We start from the raw sequence: 23261 nt of genomic DNA on the forward strand, positions 1-23261 counted from the left end.
CTTGTCATTTTTACAAAAGGACAAGTTATGAAAAAACTATGCAATTTCTCATTATTAGTTAGCTCGCTTATAGCTAGCGATACATTGGAGATGATAGAAATCAAAGCTCCACAATACAAATCTAAAGCACAAGCATCACAAAGTTCTCAAACGCTTAAAAGTTTTGTGATCGAAAAAAACTCATGGAATTCCACCTCATCGCTAGGAAACTTTTTCCCCAATCTCAAAATCTATCCCCAAGGGAGCGATACATTTCCGATGATCACTCTAAGGGGCGTCACAGGACCAGATTATTATTCCTATGTTTTGGGATTATATGTCGATGGTGTTCCCCAAAGCCCAAATATTATGATTCAAACCCTAGGAGATGTAGAATCTATCCGCCTAGTCAATGGAGCAGAAGGACTCTTCTATGGCGAAAACGCGCCTCTAGGATTGATTGAGATTGAGACCAAAAGCCCGCTCTCTGGAAACTATGTATATGTCTCTACGATGGTCTCATTTTTGCAAGAAGATTTGGAAGGCCATATCGGATGGAATCTAATCCCAAATCGCTTATGGGGAAAGGCCAATGTGCGCTACATCCACGACAATGGATATCTCAAAGATCCTCAAACTCAAAAAATGCTCAATGATGGAGATAGTGTCTTAGCAGGTGCGACCCTCTACTATCTCCCCACAGAATCCTTCCTTATCTCTGCACACTATGGCTATTACTTTACCCTCACTCATAAGGACTTTTTCCTCTCAAAATCACAATTTGATTCTCTCAAATTTGAAACCGGTGAGCAAATCAGTGGCTATGAAGAGTATCAAAGTGGTATTCAAAACAAAATCTTCAACAAAAATCCCTTCAATCGTTTAGAGGCTCACAATGCTCATCTCAAGATGGAATACTTCCTCCCTGATTCCACACTCACCTCAATCAGCGCCTTTCAAAAAACAGACACTCTAGGCAATAGCTATCCTGGAATCTTTGTCCAAAATGAAAGCAAAGATGGAAACTACTACAACACTTTGCAATTCATCCAAGAACTCAAGCTCCACACCACATATTCTCATGGGATTGAAAGTATCTTTGGAGCTTATTACAAATTTTTCTCTCTTGATAATGGGATGGACAATGTTCCCACAGGAAGTGCCTCTGGAGGCGCTGATGGAACAGGAGAACCTCCTCTTTATTACAATGGCACTTGGAGGGCGATTGAGACAGTCAATACGGCAGCACTCTATGCAGATGTTTTCATCCCCTATCAAAACTGGAGCTTCAATCTAGGCTTACGCTATCAATTCTTTCACTCCTCTATTGATACCCCACTTCCTCCCATGATGCCATTGATGCAACCCTATAAAGATTCTGCATTTTTCCATGCAATCAACCCTAGGATCAATATCGCCTATCATTTCACTCAAAATCATCAGATTTTTTTGCAACTCTCCAATTCTTCCAAGCCAGGAGGATTCTCAAAATTCCCCTTTGCTGATACAGATACGATTCCCTATAAACAGGAGCAAATCTACTCTCTAGAGCTTGGGAATCGATCGATGTTTTTTAATACGCTCAGTTTTCATACCTCTTTTTATGGAATTTTACGCACCAATACGCAAGCCTATGTGGGTGAGGGATACAACAAAAGCATCACAAATATCGGAAAATCCTATGCCTTTGGGTTGGATGCAGAGATTGGCTATAGCAATGTATTTTTGTCTTCATTTATCAATGCAAATCTCGGATATTCAGGCTTTGCTAATGATGCTAAAAATAAAGGAGAGCTGATCATTGGCGGGAATGCAAGCCATTATGATGTGAGGGGACTTCGTACACGATTCTCCCCATTATTTAGCTTTAGTGCTGGGCTTGATCTTTATTTGCTCAAAAAGCAGGATCATAGATTGACCTTGGCAAATTTGCTCACATTTTCCACTTCTTATTTTCTTGATGATTTCAATAGAGAAACTGATCTCATCCAAAAAGCCTTTGCTATCTGGAATCTCAGCCTTATCTATGAGTTTTTCAAACACTATGAACTCACACTTTTTGCACAAAATCTTACAAACTCTCGTTATGCCACAAGCGTGCTTTGGGATGGCAATGGGAAAGCCTATAGTGCTGGCAACCCGATCAATATTGGGATAAAATTCGCCTATCGCTACTAAAGGAAATCCATGCAACATGAACTGATCTATAATCTAGAGGACAAGCCTCCATTTCTCAAATCCCTCTTTTGTGCCCTCGTGCATCTAGCAGCAATGTTTGTGGCCGTCATCACCCCAGCCCTTTTGATTTGCAAAGGACTTGGGATCAGTGAGCAAGAAACAGCGCGCATTATTTCTATGTCACTTTTTGCCTCAGGGATTGCCTCACTTTTGCAAATCCACACAATAGGCCCCATTGGATCAGGGCTTCTCTCCATCCAAGGAACAAGCTTCAATTTCGTCTCTCCCATCATCCTAGGTGGTTTGGTGTTGAAAAATGAAGGAATGAGCAATGAAGCGATGCTTGGAGCGATCTTTGGGACACTTATGCTCTGCTCCATCACAGAGATGCTCATCTCTCAAATCCTTCCCTTTGTCAAAAAAATCATCTCTCCTCTAGTTTCTGGTATCGTTGTTTTGATCATTGGATTGAGCTTGATCAATGTCGGATTGATCAGTGCTGGGGGAGGATATGGAGCAATAGAGCAAGGAAATTTTGGCAACTTTGAGAATCTTTTCCTCGCTTGCAGTGTAATCATCCTCATCATTCTTCTCAATCTCTTCAAAAATCCCTATATTCGCATCTCATCAATCTTTATCGCCATCCTAATTGGAGTACTTTTGGCTTATAGTTTTGAAAATTTTAGCTTTGATCTCTCTTTGGGTGAAACGACCTTTTTTGTGCCCTCTCCCCTTCATTATGGATTCAGCATCGAATATACATTGATCCTGCCTTTCATCCTTGTGTATGCAGTCACCTCACTTGAGACAATTGGAGATATCACAGCCACTTCTGAGGTAAGCAACCAACCCATCAAAGGAGAGAAATACCTCAAGCGCCTAAAGGGAGGAGTGCTTGCCAATGGGATCAACTCTTGTCTTTCAGCTTTTTTCAATACTTTTCCCAATTCATGCTTTGGGCAAAATAATGGAGTGATTGCCTTAACTGGTGTTGCAAGTCGATATGTGGGCTATTTTGTCGCTTTTTTATTGATGATCTTGGGGAGTTTTCCTCTGATTGCCAACCTCACTCTCCAAATCCCTGAACCAATCCTAGGAGGAGCGACTCTTGTGATGTTTGGAACAATCGCTGCGACAGGTGTGAGAATCATCTCCAAAGACAATCTATCACGACGATCAATTCTCATCATCGCTCTCTCACTTGGAGTAGGACTTGGGATCAGCAATCATCCAGAGATTTTGCAATTTATGCCCACTTGGATCAAAACCCTATTTTCTTCAGGAATCGCTGCTGGAGGAGTTTGTGCCATCATACTTAATCTTATCTTGCCAAATGAAAAAGTATTGAAATAAACTCGCCCTCAAAGCATCAGCCAAACTGGGAGCGATTTTGATGTCTTGTTTTAGCTTTTATTTGAAGATTTTATAATCGAAACAAACTTTTGAAACAACCTTTGATAAAAACAACAGAATCGATGATCAGCCTGACAATCAAGTTGCTTGGAGCAATCTCCCTCTTCTTGGATTGTTTGATCAGATAATTCATCATGACTATGGGGGGGGGGGATAGGAGTAGGGGTAGAAACAGCAGATGAAGAATCATCAATTTTTAAAACAGGTAGCTCTACAAAATCACAAATATAACCCTCCGGCTTACTCAAAACCTCAAACTCTCCTCCCACCTTTGGAGCCAAGGGAACAATCTCACACAAAGGAGAATCTGGTGAGAGTGCTAGCATCTCTACTCCCTCCAAACTCAACGCAAGTTTCAAAGCCTCCACATCGACATTTTTGGTATGAACACTATCTTTGAATCCCTCTTGATTAAAGGCTGGGATCCTTTGGTTGATCCTTTTGTCTCCCTTGATTTCAAAGGCATATCTCTCTCCCTCATAAAAATCAAGTCCAGTCAGATAAATTTGTTTATATCCTTGAGCTAGTGCAGTGATAAGCATCATGATCCCGCTTGTAAAGCGCAAATTATAATAAAGCGCATAAAACTTCAATAATGCATCAAATTCTTTCATTTTTTCTAAATATGGATATGTGCTCTTTACACTAGGATAATCATATTTGAGCTCAGATTCTAAATTTTTAGAACTACCATTGCCCCACTCTCGATCCCATTTTCCCATCATAATATTGCAATACACATCTTCTACCTCATACTCCCCCCTCTTCTTAAGATGATGCAATGTGAAGTATTGGTCTTTGAGTACAAGTGGATTGAAAAACACTCCCTTGATCTTCTTGCCCAAGAAATATCGATCTTCAAAATAAAATTGATTACAGCGAAATACATCAAAATCTTTGGGTAAACGAGAATAATCAATTTGAGCTAAGCTTGGGCCATTTCCTGCGATAATGATGGGTTTCATTGATGATCCTTAGAAAATAAAGACTTGATTTTAGACAGAATCGATTGATTTTTGACTTTATCCTTTTTATACAGTGGATACAAATCAGGGATAAGCAAATCATCAATATAATTTTTTGGTTTTTGCAAAACACTAAAGACACTAGATTGAATGGGGGCTAGAGGGATAAATTGGCTCATCGGACTAGAGGGAGAGAGGGAATAGAGGGTGCAAAGATTTAGATTTTGAATCATTTGAATTATCGCACGATCAAAGCTCTGATTATGAGCACTAATCTTTGTATATCCCTCTTCAAAAGCAGGGATTTTGAGATATAAATTTTTCTTTCCACTCATATTGAATGCATAATCCCTCCCCTCATAAAAATCAATCCCTACTAGATAGATTTCTTTGTAACCTTGAGCCAATGCAGTGATAAGCATATAGGTTCCCATATTTAAAAATTTTTTTTCATATAGATACCAATGCAAAATTTGCTCATAAATCATTTTATATTCCCTTAAATAGGGGTAGAAATCAATAACCGTAGGGAAATAATGTTTCAATGTTTTAAAATACTCAAAACTCTCTTTTTCACAATCAAAAGGAGATAGACAAGAATACAAATCCTGGATTTCATATTCATACCTTTGTCTAATCTGATTCATAGTGAAAAAAAATTCCCAAATCAAACGATGATTGAAAAACACTCCCTTGATCTTCTTGCCCAAGAAATATCGATCTTCAAAATAAAATTGATTACAGCGAAATACATCAAAATCTTTGGGTAAACGAGAATAATCGATTTGAGCTAAGCTTGGGCCATTTCCTGCGATGATGATGGGTTTCATTGATCTCCTTTGAATCAAATCAAAATTATATTGATACGATTGCTAAAAATCAATAAATGTCAAAAGGAGAAGAGGGATGCGTGGCAAAAGCCACGCGATCTAGTAAAGGTAAGGAGGCTGATTGGAAATCAATCTATCATTCCCAGCACTCTGCATTTTTGATCCCTAACTTTTTTGGATCAAATTTAGGCTCAATTCCACTCTTTCTCTGCATCAGATAATCATCAAGTGTGATTTTTACAATGCGTGTGAGGAATAAAATAGCAATGATATTCAATGTCGCCATAACAGCCATCAACACATCAGCCAATTCCCAAGCAAGCTTGAGATTCATCTGTGATCCGATGAAAACCATAGCTACAGCACATGCATTAAATATCCACATCACAAGCTTAGAATCTGTGAGATACTTGATATTGGCTTGAGCGTAGTAATAATTCCCCAAAAGAGAAGTCACAGCAAAGCACACAACAGCGATACTAACAAAATGCAATCCCAAAGGACCAAAATATTCTCCCATCGCCTTTTGGACTAATGGTAAGGCTGTGCTTCCACCCTCAACATAAGCTTGAGAAAAAAGAACCAAAAATGCTGTACTTGAACAGATCAATACACCGATCAAAACACTGATCGCTTGAACCAATCCTTGCTTGACAGGATGGCTTGTATGAGCAGATGCTGCGGCATTTGGAGCAGATCCCATCCCTGCCTCTGTCGCAAAAAGACCTCGCTTGATTCCAATCACCACTGCACTCCCTGCAAATCCACCAAAAATCGCCTCAAAATCAAAGGCTTTGGCAAAAATATCAGACAAAACTGCAGGAAGCATATGAATATTCATCAAAGTCACAATCAAAGTCAATGCAATATAAAACAAAGCCATCGCTGGCACAACATAGGCATTGACCTTTCCAATCCATGAACTCTTACCAAAAAATAAAAGAGCTGCAACCAAAGAAGATGAGATTCCAATCACAACAGTCCAATGACTTTGCTCAAATTCAAGAGGACTATGATAATACATCGCAAAAGCTGAAGTCATCGTATAGGATTGCAATCCATTAAATCCAAATGCGTATGTCAAGATCAAAGCAATCGCGAAGAGAATCCCAAGCCATCGCTGATTGAGTGCTTTTTGCATATAGTATGCAGGGCCACCCTTAAATCCATCTCCATCATGACTTTTATAGATCTGAGCCAAAGTGCTCTCAGCAAATGCACTTGCTCCTCCAAAAAATGCCATCACCCACATCCAAAATACAGCACCAGATCCACCCAAAGCAACAGCTACAGCAATCCCTGCAATATTCCCAATCCCCACACGAGAAGCCACAGAAATAGCCAAAGCCTGAAAAGAGCTCAACGCATCATTCTTGCCATCAGGCTTCTCTGTAATGACACGGAATCCTTCCTTAAGCATTGTGAGCTGCACGAATTTGAGCTTAAAGCTATAAAACACACTTGCAAGGATCAATAATCCCACAAGAAAATAACCATAAGCAAAACTATTCACAGATCCCAATAGTTCAACCATTTGCTCCATCTTTTCTCCTTTTTTAATGTCAAATATAGTTTCGCTTCATTAGCCCTTTTAGTTTAGCCAATCTCATAGGAAAATACAAAGCTCTATTGCAAAATAAGTAAAAAAATTCTTTACAAATAAAATAAATCAAGCTGGATTTTGTGCTTATTTTAGAATCTTGAAAATATTTTTTAGGAGAACGAAGCTTGCCCTACAACAAAACCAAAAATCCCTAGCAAAGATGTAGAAAATATTTTCTCTTATACTTTCAATATGATTTTGATGCAAAATATTTTTGATACGCACGCGGATCGACTTAGAATCAGTTTCTAGTTGTGGCAATTCGACCAAATCGCAGATGTAACCCTGAGGTTTTTCCAAGACATCAAATGAAGTTTTCTCTATAGGGGGGGGGGCTAGAGGGATAAATTTGCTCATCGGACTAGAGGGAGAGAGAGAATAGAGGGTGATTCCATCCATTTTTTGAGCGAGTTGGATGAAGCTTAGATCAACTTCTTTTGTATGGGGTTGAGAAATTTCTTCCTTATTAAAATTAGGAATAATTTTTCCTATATTTTTATTTTTTATCTCAAAAGCATAGTCCGTTTGTCCACTTTCATAAAAATCAATCCCTACTAGATAGATTTCTTTGTAACCTTGAGCCAATGCAGTATAAAGCATCACAATCCCAGCTGTTGGCCACTTACGATAATAACAACGATAAAAACGATCAAGCTCTAGAAAATCTGGCAAAGACTGCAAAGCTTCAAAAGTATTTTTGACAAAGGGAAAGAAAAAATCCATTTCATAATATCGATCATCAAATGCTCTTGCACAATACACATCCTCAACCTCATACTCCCCCCTCTCCTTAAGATGACGCAAAGTAAAGCACTGTTCCTTAAAAATTTCTGGATTGAAAAACACTCCCTTGATCTTCTTGCCCAAGAAATATCGATCTTCAAAATAAAATTGATTACAGCGAAATACATCAAAATCTTTGGGTAAACGAGAATAATCAATTTGAGCTAAGCTTGGGCCATTTCCTGCGATGATGATGGGTTTCATTGATGATCCTTATATTTCTTTGTAAAATTTCATTTCCATAAAAATTATTGAGAGAGAGTGTAATGGGAAATTATATCCAAATCCAACATCGCAAAATCGGCCCTGATTTTGAACCATTGGTGATTGCTGAGCTTGGAATCAATCACAATGGAAGTCTTAAGATCGCCAAAGAAATGGTGGATAGTGCTAACCGTGCAGGAGTTGAAATCCTCAAGCACCAAACCCACATCATAGAAGATGAGATGAGCACACTAGCTCAAAAAACAATCCCCGGAAATAGCAAAAAAAGCATTTATGAGATTATGAGCGAATGTGCTTTAAGCGAGGAAGAAGAGATCGAGCTCAAAGATTATGTAGAGAATAAGGGAATGATTTTTCTCTCCACACCATTTTCAAGAGCTGGAGCTAATCGACTTGAGAGAATGGGAGTGAGTGCCTATAAGATCGGCTCTGGGGAGATGAACAACCTCCCTCTCATCAAACATATCGCAAGTTTTGGAAAACCCATGATCATCTCCACAGGAATGAATGACTTAGAGAGTGTGCGAAAGACTGTCAAGATTCTCAAAGAGTATCAAGTCCCCTTTGCACTCCTTCATACAACCAATCTCTATCCCACACCTCCTCACCTTGTGAGACTTGGAGCGATGCAAGAGCTGATGCGTGAATTTCCTGATATTCCTATTGGATTAAGTGATCACACACTCAACAACAATGCTTGCAAAAGTGCTATGGCTCTAGGTGCAAGCATCATTGAGAGACATTTCACAGATCACAAAAACAGAATCGGCCCTGACATTATCTGCTCGATGGATGAGCAGGAGTGCCAAGAGCTCATCCAAAGCTCTCATGAAATTTTTGCTATGCGTGGGGGAGAGAAAAAACCAACAAAAGAAGAGCAAGTCACGATGGATTTTGCATTTTCTACTTGCGTAAGCATTGCCTCTATCCAAAAGGGGGAAAGATTTAGTGCTCAAAACCTATGGGTCAAGCGCCCAGGGATTGGAGAGATCAAAGCAGAATTTTATGAAGAAATCTTGGGCAAAAAAGCCATGTGTGACATCACTCCTGATACACATATCACATGGGATATGATCGAAAAATGAAAAAAATCATCTTTTTAAGTGGGACGAGGGCGGATTGGGGCAAGATCAAACCCCTCATTCAAAAGATCAAAGAATCTAAAAATTTGCAATATAAAATTTTTGCTTGTGGGATGCATCTTCTTGAACTTTATGGCTCAACCTACATGGAAATCTACAAAGATGGTTTTGATCAAGTTTTTTTAGCCAAGCCTTATCAGGCACAAGAGAGAATGGATTTGGCTCTAAGTGAGTGCATCGCTCAATTTTCGGCATTTATCCAAGATGAACGCCCTGATATGATTGTAGTGCATGGAGATCGACTAGAAGCCCTCGCAGGAGCGATTGTTGGAGCATTTAATAATATTTTAGTGGCTCATATTGAGGGGGGAGAAGTCAGTGGAACGATTGATGAATCAATCCGCCATAGCATCTCCAAACTTGCTCATCTTCACTTCGTAGCCAACCAAAAAGCCTCATCTCGCCTAGTCCAACTCGGAGAAAAACAAGATCATATCTTTGTGATTGGCTCACCAGATCTTGATGTGATGAACTCAAGTGCTCTGCCAAGTCTTACAGAAGTATGTGAGCATTATCATCAAATCAAGGCATTTGATGGAGAGTATGCGATTTTTGCCTACCATCCAACCACCACAGAACACAAAGATTTGCCCTCAAAACTTACACAAATCTTTCAAGCACTTAAAGAATCCAATCAAAATTTCATCATCATCTACCCCAACAACGATCTTGGTTCTGATCTCATCATCAAACAAATTCAAACTCTTGAAAATAATGCACGCTTTGCGATCTTTAAATCAATCAAATTTGAATCCTTTCTCACCCTCCTCAAAAATGCACAATTCATCCTTGGCAATAGCTCTGCTGGGGTGAGGGAAGCTCCATTTTTTGGAATCCCTTGCATCAACCTTGGCTCCCGTCAAAATGGACGCTATGAAGAAAATCCTTCCATCCTCTCCTGCACTGAAAACAAAAATGAGATTCTCAAAGCCATCAATACCATTCCTACACTTAAAAGTGTAAGAAAAGAAGAGTTTGGGGATGGAAAAAGTGCTGAGAGATTTATCCAAATCCTGCGAGATAGTCAAGTCTGGGATCTTCCTTTGCAAAAAAACTTTGTGGATGTGTTATGAAAGTTTTAGCACTCATTCCTGCTCGCAGTGGAAGCAAAGGTGTGAGAGACAAAAATATCCGCCCCTTTAGAGGATTACCCCTCTTAGCTCATAGTATCCAAAGCACGATTGAGAGTGGAATCTGTGATGAAGTGTTTGTCTGTACAGATAGTGAGGATTATGCCTCTATTGCTAGAGAATATGGAGCAAGTGTGCCATTTTTGAGAAGCAAAGAAAGCGCAAGAGATGAGAGCAAAAGTATTGAGTGCATCATAGAATCTCTAGAAAAATACAAAATCTTGGGAAAAGAGTTTGATGTGCTTCTCTTACTTCAACCCACCTCCCCTCTAAGAAATGCTACTCATATCAAAGAGGCTTATGAGCTTTTTCTCTCTTGTCATTGCCAAAGTCTAGCAAGCGTGTGTGAAGTGGATGAACATCCACTTTTTATGCGAACACTTGAAGACAATCTTCTCTCTCCTTTGCTCAAAACTCAAAGTTCTGTGCGTCGCCAAGATTTGCCTCCTTATTACCGCCTCAATGGAGCGATCTATCTCAATCTCATCTCCACTCTTACTCCTCAAACAAGCTTTAATGACAATGCAATCGGCTATGTGATGAGTAAAGAAGATTCACTAGACATTGATAGAGAAGAGGATTTTGTGGATCACAAAGAAAAGAAATGATTAAGAATCCATCCAAAAGAGATGGCTATCCCCATCACGATTCCAATAAATAACATCAAAAATCGCCATTTAAACATCGATCTAAGCAAGATAAACTCAGGCAAACTCGCCCCTCCTCCAGCGATAAGAAAACACATCATCGAGCCTACAGGCATCCCTGCTTGGACAAGTGCTAATCCTAGCGGAAGTGCCAAATCAATCCGAATATATAAAAATACAGCTACAAATGCCAAAAGTATAAGCTCCCATATATTCCCTCTCACATAAGAGCTCAAAAAATCTGTGGGCAAAAAATTATGAATCCCCGCTCCCAATGCCATCCCAATCAAAAGATAGGGAAAAATCTTTTTATAGTCCTGAAATTCTGAGATAAATAAGCCTTTCAATGTCAATTTGTTAGAAGCAGAACAACAAGAAGTCGCACAGCATTTGCCTTGAGTTGGGGTAAGTGAAAATCTTGGAGACAGTGATCTGGCAAACTCATCACTTAAAAGCGATTTGGAATCTATCTTTGCCACAAAAACAGAAATCATAAAAATAGAAAACATAATAAATAATGTATAAAACACAGCAATTTTCCAATCCAAAATCTTCAAAAGCAAAACAAAAGTGATCGGATTGAGTAATGGAGAAGTCAAAAGATAAGCCATACTTGCTCCAAAGCTACATTTAGTCTGCAAAAGAGAGCGAAAAACAGGGATCGTCGAACAAGAGCAAAATGGTGTCATGACTCCCAGTAAAATCCCCCTCCAATAAGAAAAAAGAGAATCTCTTGCAAGATATTTCTGGAAAGTGTTCGCATAGCGATGTTGTAAGAATTTCATCAGCATCCCCACAGCAAAAAACAAAAATGAGATTTCAAAAAAGAGCTTGAAAAACTCTACAAAATAAGAGGAAAATGTAAGATTCATAAGTATTCCTTTAGATATATATTCTAATATTGGAATATTATTATAAACTCTCTTTAGAATCAATAGAATCAAAAATAGATAGAATTGGCTTTTTGTATAAGGAAAAATATGAATATCAAAATTGACATCTTAAAAGCCATGAGCAATCCTTTGAGATTGAAAGTTTTAGAATGCCTTTGTGAAGGTCGAAAAAATGTCAGTGAGATTATGCAATCTTGTCAAGAAAGCCAATCAAGCGTCTCTAAAGCTCTCTCTACTCTCAAAAACATCGGAATCATCTCTGATGAAAAAATAGGTAATCAGGTATTTTATAACATTGCGATTTGTTGCTTGGATAAGTTTCTGATTTCTCTTGATCAGGTTGCTCAAGAGAGTGCAAACCGCCAGATCCAAAAACTCAAACAATCTGTTGCAAAAGAAAATATTTAGATACAAATACTCTCCCAAACTCTAATGAGCTTTAATAGATTGAGTGATCCCTAAAAATTGAGCCAAATAGATTCCGCTTTCTGTGATATAGGTGCGAAGTCCAAGCTCACTTTTCCACCAATTTTTCTCATTATAATAAGGATTTGAAATACCCAAAACATAAAGCTTGATATTTTGCTTAGCCAAGACCTTAGAAAAAGTTCCATAAGTGCGTTTGGTATGAAAAGAATCTGTAAGAAGTAAGACTTCCTTAATCTGATGATTCTGGACATAATAAGCAAAATCTATGGCTTCCTCAAGTGTACTGCTTGCACCATTTTGACTCAAAGTTTTAATCATCTCAAATGGGATTTGAAATTTTGACAAAACGCGTGAAAGTTTTGTGCTTTCATCTTGCAAAATTGTATGAAAACTGCGATTGTAGTCTTTGATTTGAGTAAATAGAATCTTCTTAACCTTTCCTTCCTTATAAAGCTTAATTGCCTCATTCAAACGAGCAATAGGATTTCCCCCAAGAATAAACACTGCTTCATATGGTGCCCCATTATCTTTAAGCATCTCTTTTTCAAAATTTCTGGCATAACCTTCAAACAACGATTCCCAAAAAAATAAAATTGTCAAAATTAAAAATCCTAAACTTAAACTCAAAAATTTTAAAATTTTCATTGATTGTTCCAAATATTTATCTGGTATTTATTTGGTTGATCTCTTAAAACAAAACCAATCCTCTTGAAGAATTTACAAATAACAAAGTGGCTATTTAGTCATTTCAACTTTCACCCCTACAACACAATTTGGAAGAATGTCTGGCTTTTTGATTGAGAGAGAAATTTTTGTAAGAGTGGGGAAATTTTGTCTAAGCTTAGAGTTCAAATCTTGCAATGCCTCCTCCAAAAGTCCATATCGATTTTTCTCAAACTCCAAAGAGAGAAAATCTACAATCTCTACATAATTTAAATACTCTCCACAATAGTCATATTCTAATTCTGCATCGATAATAATTTTTTGTCGCTTTTCTCGCTCAAAAGATAAGATTCCGATAATCACTTCTAGTTCTAATCTTTCGATGAGAAGAATCATCAAAAGATCTTTTGTTCTTGTTTTTTAAAAAGTCGAATGATATTGGGGATATGAGTATAGAGAATCAACACACCAATCAAAATCACAGGTGCATGAGAGTTGATCTGTGAAAGAATATTGATGCTTTGAGACAATGGTAAAACATAAGGAACAATAAAGGTCAAAACAAGTCCGCTTATAACTCCAGCAAGAGAAGAGAGAGATGAGATTTTGAACATCTTTCCTACAATAAACCACACCAAAAGCCCCAAACTCCCTTCAATTGGGATAAGTAAAAACACAGAGCCAATCGCAGTCGCCACCCCTTTACCCCCTGTGAAATTCAAATATGGACTATAACAATGTCCAATCACAGATAAAAGAGCAATCATCCACTGTGTCTCATAACTTAGCCCAAAAATCTTTGCCAAAGCTACGACAAAAAGTCCCTTTGTCGCATCCAAGAAAATAGTGAGAATTGAGTAAAATTTAGCCTTACTTGGATCGATTTCTTTGATCGCGCGATAGACATTTGTCGCTCCAATACTTCCTGATCCAACTTCTCTCAAATTGATTCCATAGACACTTTTACATAGCAATAATCCAAAGGGAATCCCCCCCAATGCATAAGCCAAAAGATAAAAAATCACATTGATATTACTTAAAATCTCAAACATTTCCTCTCTCCTCTAATCCTTTTTGCTCAATGCCCAAGCTAGAGATACAACCCAAAAAATAAAAGTCCAACCCAAGAAAAAATTGAGCACTAAGATTCCATAGCGACTACTATGACCTCGAACAAAAGCAATCACACAGGGGATAAAATAAAAAATCCCAAAAATCCAAGCCAATGTCGGAGAATAAAAGGCATAAAAATATTCCATTCACACATCCAAATGCTTGACATTCTTAGCATTCTCTTGGATATAAGCCCTTCTTGGCTCAACCTCATCTCCCATAAAGAGTGTAAAGATTTCATCAGCTGATTCAATATCTTCAAGTTTGACACGCAAAAGTGTGCGGTTTTGGGGTGTCATCGTCGTCTCCCAAAGTTGCTCAGGATTCATCTCACCCAATCCTTTATAGCGTTGGATATATGCTCCTTTTTTCGCACTCTCTTCAATTTCTTCCAAAACTTCCAAAAGATCCTTGCCATTTAAAAAGCCTAAATCTCTCTCTTGAATCTTGTTGTAGATATAATAAGCCTCTTCAAAATATTTGTCTGTGAAAAGTTCTTCATTTAACACAAGCTCGACAAGCCCACTTTTGGTCTGGACATAGAACAAAATCTCATCTTGACTGATGATTTTATTGAGGATATTACACTCAATTTTTCCTAAAAATTCTTCGATCTTTTCACTCATCTGGACAAAGTCAAGTCCAATATAATCACGATTTTCGATCAGAAATCTTACCACTTCAATCATCGCATAGCGTTTTTCAAGCTCTTTTAAAACACTGCGATAAGCTGAGATGTATTTGAGAATCTCAAGCAATTCCCTTGTCCCAATCCCCTCAAAGCTAAAATTTTCAATCCCATTTTCGATCAAATACTCACTCAAAGCTTTCTCATCTTTGAGATAAATCTCTTTTTTGCCTTTTTTAAATCGATAAAGTGGAGGCTGAGCAATATAAATATGTCCATTTTCAATTAAAGGTCTAAGATAACGATAAAAGAAAGTCATCAAAAGTGTTTGAATATGTGAGCCATCCACATCAGCATCCGTCATAATGATAATTTTGTGATAGCGAAGCTTTTCTAGGCTAAATTCTTCTCCAATCCCACACCCAAAGGCTGTGATCATATTTTTGATTTCTTCACTTTTAAGAATCTTATCAAGGCGTGATTTTTCGACATTTAGGATTTTTCCTCTCAAAGGCAAAATCGCTTGATACGCACGATCTCTCCCCTGCTTTGCACTTCCACCTGCACTATCTCCCTCAACTAGATAGATTTCTGATTCGCTTGGATCCTTGCTTTGACAATCTGCTAATTTTCCAGGCAAAGTCCCTACTGAGAGTGTTTCTTTTTTGCGTGTAAGCTCTCTTGCTTTTTTAGCTGCTTCTCTTCCGCGTGCTGCTAAAAGTGCTTTTTGCATAATGGCTTTGGCTTGGATAGGATTCTCTTCAAAAAACTTTGTGAGTTTTTCATAAGTGAGTTTTTGCACAATAGGTTTGACAAAAGAACTTCCAAGTTTGCCTTTGGTTTGACCTTCAAATTGAGGTTCCATGACTTTTGTAGAAATAATCGCTACAAGTCCCTCACGCACATCATCTCCAGTGACTTTAGCATCTTTCTCACGCGCATTGGCATTGGCCTCAATATAATTCAAAATTGCTCGACTAAGTCCTGCTCTAAATCCAGCCTCATGTGTCCCACCCTCTGGTGTGCGGATATTATTGACAAAGCTTAAAAGTTTCTCATCATAGCCTTCATTATAAGCTAGAGCAATTTCTGCCTCAAGTTCTTCATCATTGATATCAAAACTAATGATTTCAGAGATCAGAGGTTTTTTGTTGATATCTTCAACAAATTGTTTAAGACCTCCTTCAAAATGATATTTTTCTCTTTTTCCTGTTTTTTCATCTGTGAAAGAAATTGTGATGTTATGGTTGAGATAAGCCATCTCCTTGAAACGCTTGATGAGAATCTCTGCATCAAATTCCAAAACCTCCATCACTTCCCCATCAGGGAAAAATTCGATGGTTGTCCCATGCTCTTTAGTTTGACCAATGATTTCTAGATTGCTTGTAGGAATCCCTTGTTTGAATTCTTGGCGATAAATATTCCCATCTCGTTTGATTGTCATAATCAAATGGCGTGATAGGGCATTGACCACACTCACCCCTACTCCATGCAATCCCCCACTGACCTTATAAGTATCTTTATCAAACTTTCCACCAGCATGAAGCACTGTCAAAACCACCGTGGCTGCGGGAAGATTCTCAGTTGGGTGCATATCTACAGGGATCCCACGCCCATTATCTTCAATAATAGCGCTCCCCTCACTTGTCAAACGGATAGAGATCTTATTGCAATACCCAGCCATAGCCTCATCAATGCTATTATCCACCACCTCATAAACCATATGATGAAGACCATTGACATTTGTATCCCCGATATACATTCCAGGGCGTTTTCTAACAGCTTCTAATCCTTTGAGAACCTTGATATTCCCCGCACCATAATCTTTGATTTCTTCGCTCATTATTGCTCCGATTTTTATCTTTTATAGAATGATTGGCATGATAATTGTTGAAAAATTTTCACTTTTGACCATAAAAGGATTGTTTGCTTCATTGAGGCAAAGTGTGAAGCGATCTTCTCCCACTTGAGCGAGAAAATCAAGCAAACTTTTGGAATTGATTCCGATACTAAACTCATTCTCAAAATTTGTTTGGATTTCACATTGTGTGCTTCCTTGAGAATTTTCACTGCTCATACTCTCAAAAAGAATCTCATTTTGTCTAAAAGTCATTTTGATCTCTTGTGAAACAGAATTGATGATTCTAATAGCACTGATGAAATCATTTTTGGGTAACTCTAGAGTATGAGTGAAAGCCTTGGGGATGATTCTCTCATAATCTGGGAATCTTCCATTTGTGAGTTTTGTTGAGAATGTATAAATCCCTGTTTTGATGATGAGTTGATTCTCATTATGATAGAGATCAAGTTCATCAATGCAAAGTTTTTGGATTTCATTAAGAGCTTTTTTGGGGATGATGATTGAGAGAGTGGCTATGGATTGGGTGTCATATTTCATCAGTGCCAAGCGTCTTGTATCTGTTGCAACAAAATCAATCATATATTCTTTGATATTGAGTAAGGCTCCATTTAACTCTATCTTGGGGTTGTTTGTTCCAACGGCAGGATTGATTTTTTTGATGGCATTGATAAATTGGCTAGAGGGGATTTGAATTTTTGTTTCTGTGGTGTAGTTAGGAAATTTTGGAAATTCTTCAGCATTAAACATAGGAAGTTTGAATTGACTTCTTCCTTGTTTGATGATCAAAGATTCATCATCTGAGATTAGAGAGATTTCTTTGTCATCTCTTAAGCGTTTGATGATTTCTAGGATTTGTTTCCCACTGACTGTGCCTTGTCCCTCTTCTTCTATGCCAGAAACATCAATTTGAGCTTGGATGCTGATCTCATAATCTGTTGCTCTTAAAAGGAGTTGATTATCAATTGTTTTGAAAAAGATGTGTGATGTGATTTGAGAAAAATCTCTTTTGTCTAAAAAAGGTTGAAAATTATTCAGAACAATCTCAAGAGCATTTTTAAATATTGTGATTCTCATAAACTCTCCTTTGTAATTTTAAGAATTGTAGTAGTAAATAGTAGTGATCAGTGAAAAGTTGAAAAACTCTTTTGATCTTGCTAGTTCTCACGCTTTTGATTGTGAAAAGTTTCTGTAATGTTTTCACATTGTTTCACTGATTTACTTCACTATAAACCCATAATTGTATCTTAAATCACAAATCTTTCTTAGTCTGCTCTTCTTGGATTTTTGTTTTGATTTCATCAATGATTGCTTTTGTGTGGAGATTTTCATCGATCTCTTCTTGCATTTTTTTATATGCCTTTGAGATTGCGCTGTGATCTTTCATATTGAGTTCTTTGGCTAGGACTGGCATAGAATTTGGTGTGAGACTTCTTGCTAGATAGATCACATAGCGTCTTGCGTTTGCGACATTTTTTGTGCGACTTTTGCTTTTGATCTCTGAGGGTTTGATATTGAGGGCTTTTGAAACCATTTTGATGATATTTTCAAGAGTGATGTTTTCGTTGTTTTCTTCCAAAGATTCTTTGATCGCATTTTTTGCCATTTTTAGGGTGATATCTTGTCCTAGGATTGAAGCTTGTGCATTGAGTTTGATTAAGATCCCTTCAATTTGGCGGATATTGTCATTGATGTGAGAGGCTAGAAAGTGAATCGTTTCTTCATCTAAGTGGATTCCATTGATTTGACATTTTTGATGAATGATGGCGATTTTTGTCTCAAATTCAGGAGGGATAATATCTGCACAAAATCCCCATTCAAAGCGACTTTTGAGTCTTTCTTCAAGTCCTAGAATTTTTTTGGGTGCTTTATCACTTGTCATCACGATTTGTTTGAAATTATTGTGGAGCTCATTGAAGGTGTGAAAAAATTCTTCTTGGATCTTTTCTTTGCCCCCAAAAAACTGCACATCATCGATCAAAAGATAATCACAATTTCGATATTTTTCTCGGAATCGATCCATTGTATTGTTGTTGATTCTGACCATGTAGTCATTGAGAAACTGCTCAGCTGTGACATAAATCACATTTTTTCCATTGTTGGCCACTTCATTGCCAATTGCATTGAGAAGATGTGTTTTGCCAAGACCAGTCCCACCATATAAAAGCACAGGATTATATTTCTTGGCTTGAGTTTGAGCAATGATTTTTGAGACTTCAAAGGCAAGTTTGTTGCTATCTCCTACGACAAATGAAGAGAATGTGTAAGAAGGATTGAGGAAGGTTTTGGTGATTATTTTTTTTTGGATTTGTTGAGGTTGTGAGTTTTTCACATTTTGTTTTTTAGATTCGACAATGATTTTTATCTCTGGCTTGATTTGAGTGAGTTCTTCAAAGAGTGAGGAAATCTCTTGTGAAAACTTATTTTGAATCCAATTTGCTAAGAAAATGTTTGGAACTGTGAAGACTTTAAGATCCGATTTTGAGGCATTTTCATCGAATCTAAGCTTGGAAATATAGTGATCATATTCCTCAATACTTATGCGTTCTCTGAGGATTTTTAATATATCATTTCCAATCATATTTGCTCCATTTTGAAGTTTTCACAATGTGAAAAAAATTGTGAATTCTTTGGCAAAAATATTAGCAAAAAGCACAAAAATAGGGATAAAAATAGGATGAATATCTTAGGGATTGATCCTGGAAGTCGAAACTGTGGATATGCGATTTTGAGTTTTGAGAATCAAAAGATGCGTTTGGTTGAAGCAGGTTTTATCAAAATCAAAGAAAGAGAATTACAAACTCAGATTTTAGAATTTGTTGAAGGGATTGATTTGGTGTTGAAACATCAAAAGATTGATGAAGTGGCGATTGAAAGTATGTTTTATGCTTATAATCCTCAGACCGTGATCAAACTTGCTCAATTTCGTGGAGCACTCAGTCTAAAAATTTTGCAAGAGATTGGATATTTTTATGAATACACTCCATTGCAAATCAAAAAAGCTCTCACAGGTAAAGCCAAAGCAGATAAAACTCAAGTAGCTTTTATGGTCAAAAAGCTTTTGGGAATCACACAAGAGATCAAACCACTAGATATCACAGATGCGATCGCTGTGGGGATCACACATATCCAACGAATCAAAATAAGGAGATAAAATGGAAGTCAAGCTACTTTTTCACACCCCACTTTCACTTTGTGTAAGTGCAGGACGCACTTGTTGGCAATCTCAAGAGAGAGGAGGATGTTATCCTCTTCCTACTGATGAGATCATCCAAGCTGATCGAGAGTTTTTGGATCGGATTTTGAATAAACACAAACATGGCTCTGTGGCTGAACACCTCACTTATAATTTTGCAATTGATGGGATCAGTAGAGCTTGTCTTCAAGAGCTCGCACGCCATCGTCACGCTTCACTTTCTGTCAAATCTTCTCGCTATACTCTCAAAGAACTCAAAAGTGAAGAAAACATCGAATCTGTGGCAGAAAAATATCTTGTGATGAGTGGAGATGAGAGAGTGGATCGCTCCTCTATCCAAGCTCTTAAAAATCTCCAAATGCTTTTGCTTGATGGGATTTCTAATGATCTAGCCAAATATGCAATGCCAGAATCTTATAAAACTGCTCTAGCCTGGAGTGTGAATGCAAGAGCGTTACAAAATTTTCTCTCTCTTAGGAGTTCAAAAGCAGCATTATGGGAGATTAGAAAACTAGCTTTTGCTCTTTTTGAGGCATTACCAGAGGAGCATAAGTTTTTGTTTGAAGGGGTGATGAGTAGTGAAAAGTGAAGAGAAATAAGAATGGATAATATTCTTATTTATCACACTCAAGATGGTAAGGTCAAAGTCGAACTTTATGAGTTTGGGCAGAGTGTTTGGCTCACACAAGAACTGATTACCAAACTTTTTGACACCTCAAGAGAAAACATCACTATCCACATCAAAAATATCTTTGAAGATGCGGAATTAAGGGAAGAAGAAGTATGTAAGGAAAATTTACATACTGCCAAAGATGGAAAACAATATAAAGTCAAATTTTATTCTTTGGAAATGATTCTAGCGATTGGATTTCGTGTCAGAAGCAAAAGAGGTTTGCAATTTCGCAAATGGGCAAATGAAAATCTCCAAACCTATCTCCAAAAAGGGTTTTTAGTCGATACAGAAAGATTGAAAAATCCCAATGGACGCACGGATTATTTTGATGAACTTGATAGCCTTAATCGCTTAGTCAATGTTTTCTTAGAATCCGCAGAGCTTAGAGTAGAAAAAGAACTAGAAGATTTAGCAAAGGAATTAGTAAAAAATATTTGATCTAATAGGGAGAATAGATGAATCAGCTCTTAAACCTCACAGAAGAAAAGCTCAAAAGCAAGATAAAAGATCTCTACTTCAAAAAATTCAATTATTTTGGAGACAAAATCGACTTCTCTATCACACAAAATCTTGGAATCTTAGGAGAAATCAATCTTTTGTGGGCAGAAGCTAAAAATGGCAAAGATTCTTGTATCTACGAATCTTTTATCCAGCTTATCCTCACAATCGGAAAATACCGCTACAACACACAGCAAACTCCAAAATTCCTAGGAGCATTTGATGCTCAAAAGTTTGCTTTTCTCTCCTTTGCAAGTATCCAAGAGGTGTTTTATCAAAATGATATTGATTGGAGTGTTACGCCAAGCAATCACAAAACCCCTCAATTCCTCTCCCTTCTCTCTCAGCTCAAACCTATCTTAGAAAAAGAGATGATTCTCTTCTCCTATGAAAACCAAAGCAAGGAACTCTCAAACTTCATCTCTCAAAACCTCACTACAGATGAAATCAACAAATATGAAATAGACAAAAACAACTTTGTCAGCGTGTATTTCAAGTGGGTAGAAGTGGTCAAAGATAGCATTAGCATCGATTGGGAGAGAGCCAAGGAAGTGGGAATCTTGGATGCTGATTTTTATCTAGCTGATTTGCTCTCTATTGAAAATACAACAATCACCGACAAACTCTATGCCATCCTCAAAGGCTCGCACTATGAGTTCAACAAAAAGCTCACACTTCTAGGCACTCAAAGCAATGAAATCGCAAATTTCAAAGATCATCAAAAGGCTCATCAAATTTTTTGGAGTGTGTATAAACGCCCTCCAAGAGAGGAGTTTTGGGAATACATCATCGCTCGCCGTGATCTGCTAGTCGCCCAAGATGTGAGAGAGCGAAAAGGAGCGTTTTTCACTCCCAAAATTTGGGTGCAAAAATCCCAAGAATATCTTGCTAAAGCTTTGGGAGAGGATTGGCAAGAGGAGTATTATGTATGGGATTGTGCAGGAGGGACGGGAAATCTGCTCTCAGGGCTAAGCAACCCTAGAAATATCTTTTGCTCCACGCTCGATAAGCCTGATGTGGATATCATCAAAGAGAGAATCAAAAATGGAGCAAATCTCTTTGAAAACCATATCTTTCAGTTTGATTTTCTCAATGATGAGTTTTTTGACAAAGTCGATGAAAAGGGCAATGTGCTAGCAGAATCAAAAGTCCCCAAAAAACTTCAAGAGATTTTAAAAGATGAAAAAAAGCGTCAAAAACTCGTGATCTATATCAATCCTCCTTATGCCGAGGCGGCGAGTGCAACACAGATTACAGAAACAGGTTCAAACAAAGCCCTAGTTGCAGAAAGCTCTATTGGAAGAGAATATTCTAATGAATTGGGTGGAGCAAAAAATGAGCTTTTTACACAATTCTTTATGCGTGTCATTTGCGAGATAAATGGGAGTATTTTGGCATGTTTTTCAAAGTTAAAATATATAAATGCAAAAAATTTTGTTGTATTTCGCTCCAACTTTAGGGCTAGATTTCTTAATGGTTTTATAAGTCCAGCAAACACTTTTGACAATGTTAAGGGGCAATTTCCCATAGGATTTTTAATTTGGAATACATGCCATAAGGAAAAATTTGATGAAATTAAGCTAGATATTTTTGATTCAAAAAATTGTTATTTGGGGCAAAAGAGTTTTTATACAGAAAATGGTAAAGAAAAAAACTATATCAATGATTGGTATCGCCTTTGTTACGATAAAGAGGGAGAAGAAATAGGGGTTATGAATACACGAGGGAATGATTTTCTAAATCAAAACTATATTCGCATTAGTAGTGAGAATAATTTCAATCACACAAATATCATAACACCAAAAAACTTGATTGAATCTTGTGTTTATCTTGCGATTCGCCACGCAATACAAGCAACTTGGATCAATGATAGAGATCAGTTTTACGCTCCAAATTCACTATGGGAGGAGGATAAAGAGTTCCAAAGCGATTGTTTGGCTTTTACCCTTTTTCATGGGCAAAATCGCATTACAAGCACAGAGGGGACAAACCACTTTATCCCTTTTACAGAATCCGAAGTAGGGGCAAAGAGTGCATTTACAAGCAATTTTATGACTCGTTTTATGCACGGTAAGATTGAGATTAATTCTCTTCTTGGGGGCAAACAAATGAGCAAGAAGCTAGAGTTTAGCCATGAAGCCAAAGCAGTGTTTGAAGCAGGGAGAGAGATCTATGCCTACTATCACGCCCAAGACTTTAGAGCCAAGCCTTATAATGTCAATGCCTCACTCTATGACATCAAAGAGTTTTTCCAAGGCAGAAACTCGCAAGGCAAAATGAATCCTCCAAGCAAGGCAGAAGATCCCCACTACAAAATCCTCATCGCCACTCTCACAGAATCCCTCAATGCTCTAGCCAAAAAGCTAGAACCAAAGATTTATGAGTATGGGTTTTTGAAAGAATAAATTAAAACAA

The 23261-nt window shown here is 37.6% G+C and carries 22 protein-coding genes; 10 read left to right on the forward strand and 12 right to left on the reverse strand.

From position 1 onward, the window contains the following. The first annotated feature begins 27 nt into the window (after positions 1-27). On the forward strand, positions 28-2157 hold the full coding sequence (locus tag T391_RS0103095; protein ID WP_027327112.1) for a TonB-dependent receptor: 2130 nt from the start codon (positions 28-30) through the stop codon (positions 2155-2157). A gap of 9 nt (positions 2158-2166) precedes the next feature. Beyond that, positions 2167-3510: a nucleobase:cation symporter-2 family protein gene (locus tag T391_RS07775; RefSeq protein WP_051420562.1), complete on the forward strand. Its 1344-nt coding sequence runs from the start codon at positions 2167-2169 to the stop codon at positions 3508-3510. A gap of 50 nt (positions 3511-3560) precedes the next feature. Here the strand turns inward: T391_RS07775 and T391_RS07780 are convergent, their stop codons facing one another. The 4 genes from T391_RS07780 to T391_RS07790 all read right to left on the reverse strand — a co-directional run bounded on the left by T391_RS07780 (position 3561) and on the right by T391_RS07790 (position 7955). Next, on the reverse strand, positions 3561-4535 hold the full coding sequence (locus T391_RS07780; RefSeq protein ID WP_051420563.1) for an alpha-2,3-sialyltransferase: 975 nt from the start codon (positions 4533-4535) through the stop codon (positions 3561-3563). Next, a complete protein-coding gene (locus T391_RS07785) occupies positions 4532-5365 on the reverse strand; it encodes an alpha-2,3-sialyltransferase (RefSeq protein ID WP_051420564.1) in 834 nt (277 codons plus the stop codon). The genes T391_RS07780 and T391_RS07785 overlap by 4 nt, the downstream gene beginning before the upstream one ends. A gap of 136 nt (positions 5366-5501) precedes the next feature. Then, on the reverse strand, positions 5502-6908 hold the full coding sequence (locus T391_RS0103115) for an alanine/glycine:cation symporter family protein (RefSeq protein ID WP_034583649.1): 1407 nt from the start codon (positions 6906-6908) through the stop codon (positions 5502-5504). Between the two features lie 144 nt (positions 6909-7052). Further along, a complete protein-coding gene (locus T391_RS07790; protein ID WP_051420565.1) occupies positions 7053-7955 on the reverse strand; it encodes an alpha-2,3-sialyltransferase in 903 nt (300 codons plus the stop codon). A 62-nt stretch (positions 7956-8017) separates the two neighbouring features. Between T391_RS07790 and T391_RS0103125 the strand changes: the two genes are divergently transcribed. Genes T391_RS0103125 through T391_RS0103135 form a run of 3 tightly spaced genes read left to right on the forward strand, consistent with a single transcriptional unit; the run spans position 8018 to position 10856 of the window. After that, positions 8018-9061: an N-acetylneuraminate synthase family protein gene (locus T391_RS0103125; RefSeq protein ID WP_027327114.1), complete on the forward strand. Its 1044-nt coding sequence runs from the start codon at positions 8018-8020 to the stop codon at positions 9059-9061. Further along, positions 9058-10191: a UDP-N-acetylglucosamine 2-epimerase gene (gene neuC / locus T391_RS0103130; RefSeq protein ID WP_027327115.1), complete on the forward strand. Its 1134-nt coding sequence runs from the start codon at positions 9058-9060 to the stop codon at positions 10189-10191. The genes T391_RS0103125 and neuC overlap by 4 nt, the downstream gene beginning before the upstream one ends. Further along, positions 10188-10856 (forward strand): acylneuraminate cytidylyltransferase family protein, encoded by a 669-nt coding sequence (locus T391_RS0103135; protein WP_027327116.1) that lies wholly within the window; start codon positions 10188-10190, stop codon positions 10854-10856. Before neuC ends, T391_RS0103135 begins: the two co-directional genes overlap by 4 nt. Here the strand turns inward: T391_RS0103135 and T391_RS0103140 are convergent. After that, positions 10838-11767 carry a permease gene (locus tag T391_RS0103140; protein WP_027327117.1) on the reverse strand — a complete coding sequence of 310 codons (930 nt, stop codon included), beginning with the start codon at positions 11765-11767 and terminating at the stop codon, positions 10838-10840. The genes T391_RS0103135 and T391_RS0103140 overlap by 19 nt on opposite strands. Positions 11768-11875: 108 nt before the next feature. On the opposite strand from T391_RS0103140, the gene T391_RS07795 reads away from it, so the two are divergent. Continuing rightward, complete coding sequence (locus tag T391_RS07795) at positions 11876-12196, forward strand: ArsR/SmtB family transcription factor (RefSeq protein ID WP_051420566.1); 321 nt, start codon at positions 11876-11878, stop codon at positions 12194-12196. 21 nt (positions 12197-12217) lie between these two features. Here T391_RS07795 and T391_RS0103150 read toward each other — a convergent pair whose 3' ends face one another. The 7 genes from T391_RS0103150 to dnaA form a co-directional block, all read right to left on the reverse strand. Then, complete coding sequence (locus T391_RS0103150; protein ID WP_027327118.1) at positions 12218-12862, reverse strand: YdcF family protein; 645 nt, start codon at positions 12860-12862, stop codon at positions 12218-12220. 90 nt (positions 12863-12952) lie between these two features. Then, the gene (locus T391_RS0103155) at positions 12953-13276 is read right to left on the reverse strand and encodes a dihydroneopterin aldolase (protein ID WP_027327119.1); all 324 of its coding nucleotides are present in this window, start codon (positions 13274-13276) and stop codon (positions 12953-12955) included. Continuing rightward, positions 13276-13932, reverse strand: coding sequence for a glycerol-3-phosphate 1-O-acyltransferase PlsY (gene plsY, locus T391_RS0103160; RefSeq protein ID WP_034583652.1), 657 nt, complete (start codon positions 13930-13932; stop codon positions 13276-13278). Before plsY ends, T391_RS0103155 begins: the two co-directional genes overlap by 1 nt. Before the next feature lie 12 nt (positions 13933-13944). Beyond that, positions 13945-14139, reverse strand: a complete 195-nt coding sequence (locus T391_RS07800) for a superinfection immunity protein (RefSeq protein WP_034583654.1) — start codon at positions 14137-14139, stop codon at positions 13945-13947. After that, on the reverse strand, positions 14140-16464 hold the full coding sequence (gene gyrB / locus T391_RS0103170; protein ID WP_027327121.1) for a DNA topoisomerase (ATP-hydrolyzing) subunit B: 2325 nt from the start codon (positions 16462-16464) through the stop codon (positions 14140-14142). Positions 16465-16485: 21 nt separating this feature from the next. Then, positions 16486-17556 (reverse strand): DNA polymerase III subunit beta, encoded by a 1071-nt coding sequence (gene dnaN, locus T391_RS0103175; RefSeq protein WP_027327122.1) that lies wholly within the window; start codon positions 17554-17556, stop codon positions 16486-16488. 175 nt (positions 17557-17731) lie between these two features. Then, the gene (dnaA, locus tag T391_RS0103180; protein WP_027327123.1) at positions 17732-19060 is read right to left on the reverse strand and encodes a chromosomal replication initiator protein DnaA; all 1329 of its coding nucleotides are present in this window, start codon (positions 19058-19060) and stop codon (positions 17732-17734) included. 96 nt (positions 19061-19156) lie between these two features. Between dnaA and ruvC the strand changes: the two genes are divergently transcribed. Genes ruvC through T391_RS0103200 form a run of 4 tightly spaced genes read left to right on the forward strand, consistent with a single transcriptional unit; the run spans position 19157 to position 23251 of the window. Then, positions 19157-19633: a crossover junction endodeoxyribonuclease RuvC gene (gene ruvC, locus T391_RS0103185; RefSeq protein ID WP_027327124.1), complete on the forward strand. Its 477-nt coding sequence runs from the start codon at positions 19157-19159 to the stop codon at positions 19631-19633. 1 nt (position 19634) lies between these two features. After that, the gene (thyX, locus tag T391_RS0103190; protein WP_027327125.1) at positions 19635-20264 is read left to right on the forward strand and encodes an FAD-dependent thymidylate synthase; all 630 of its coding nucleotides are present in this window, start codon (positions 19635-19637) and stop codon (positions 20262-20264) included. Between the two features lie 12 nt (positions 20265-20276). Beyond that, complete coding sequence (locus tag T391_RS07805) at positions 20277-20786, forward strand: virulence RhuM family protein (RefSeq protein WP_051420567.1); 510 nt, start codon at positions 20277-20279, stop codon at positions 20784-20786. Between the two features lie 17 nt (positions 20787-20803). Beyond that, complete coding sequence (locus T391_RS0103200; protein WP_027327126.1) at positions 20804-23251, forward strand: hypothetical protein; 2448 nt, start codon at positions 20804-20806, stop codon at positions 23249-23251. Positions 23252-23261 lie beyond the last annotated feature (10 nt).

Source organism: Helicobacter pametensis ATCC 51478 (assembly GCF_000518225.1).
GTDB lineage: Bacteria > Campylobacterota > Campylobacteria > Campylobacterales > Helicobacteraceae > Helicobacter_G > Helicobacter_G pametensis.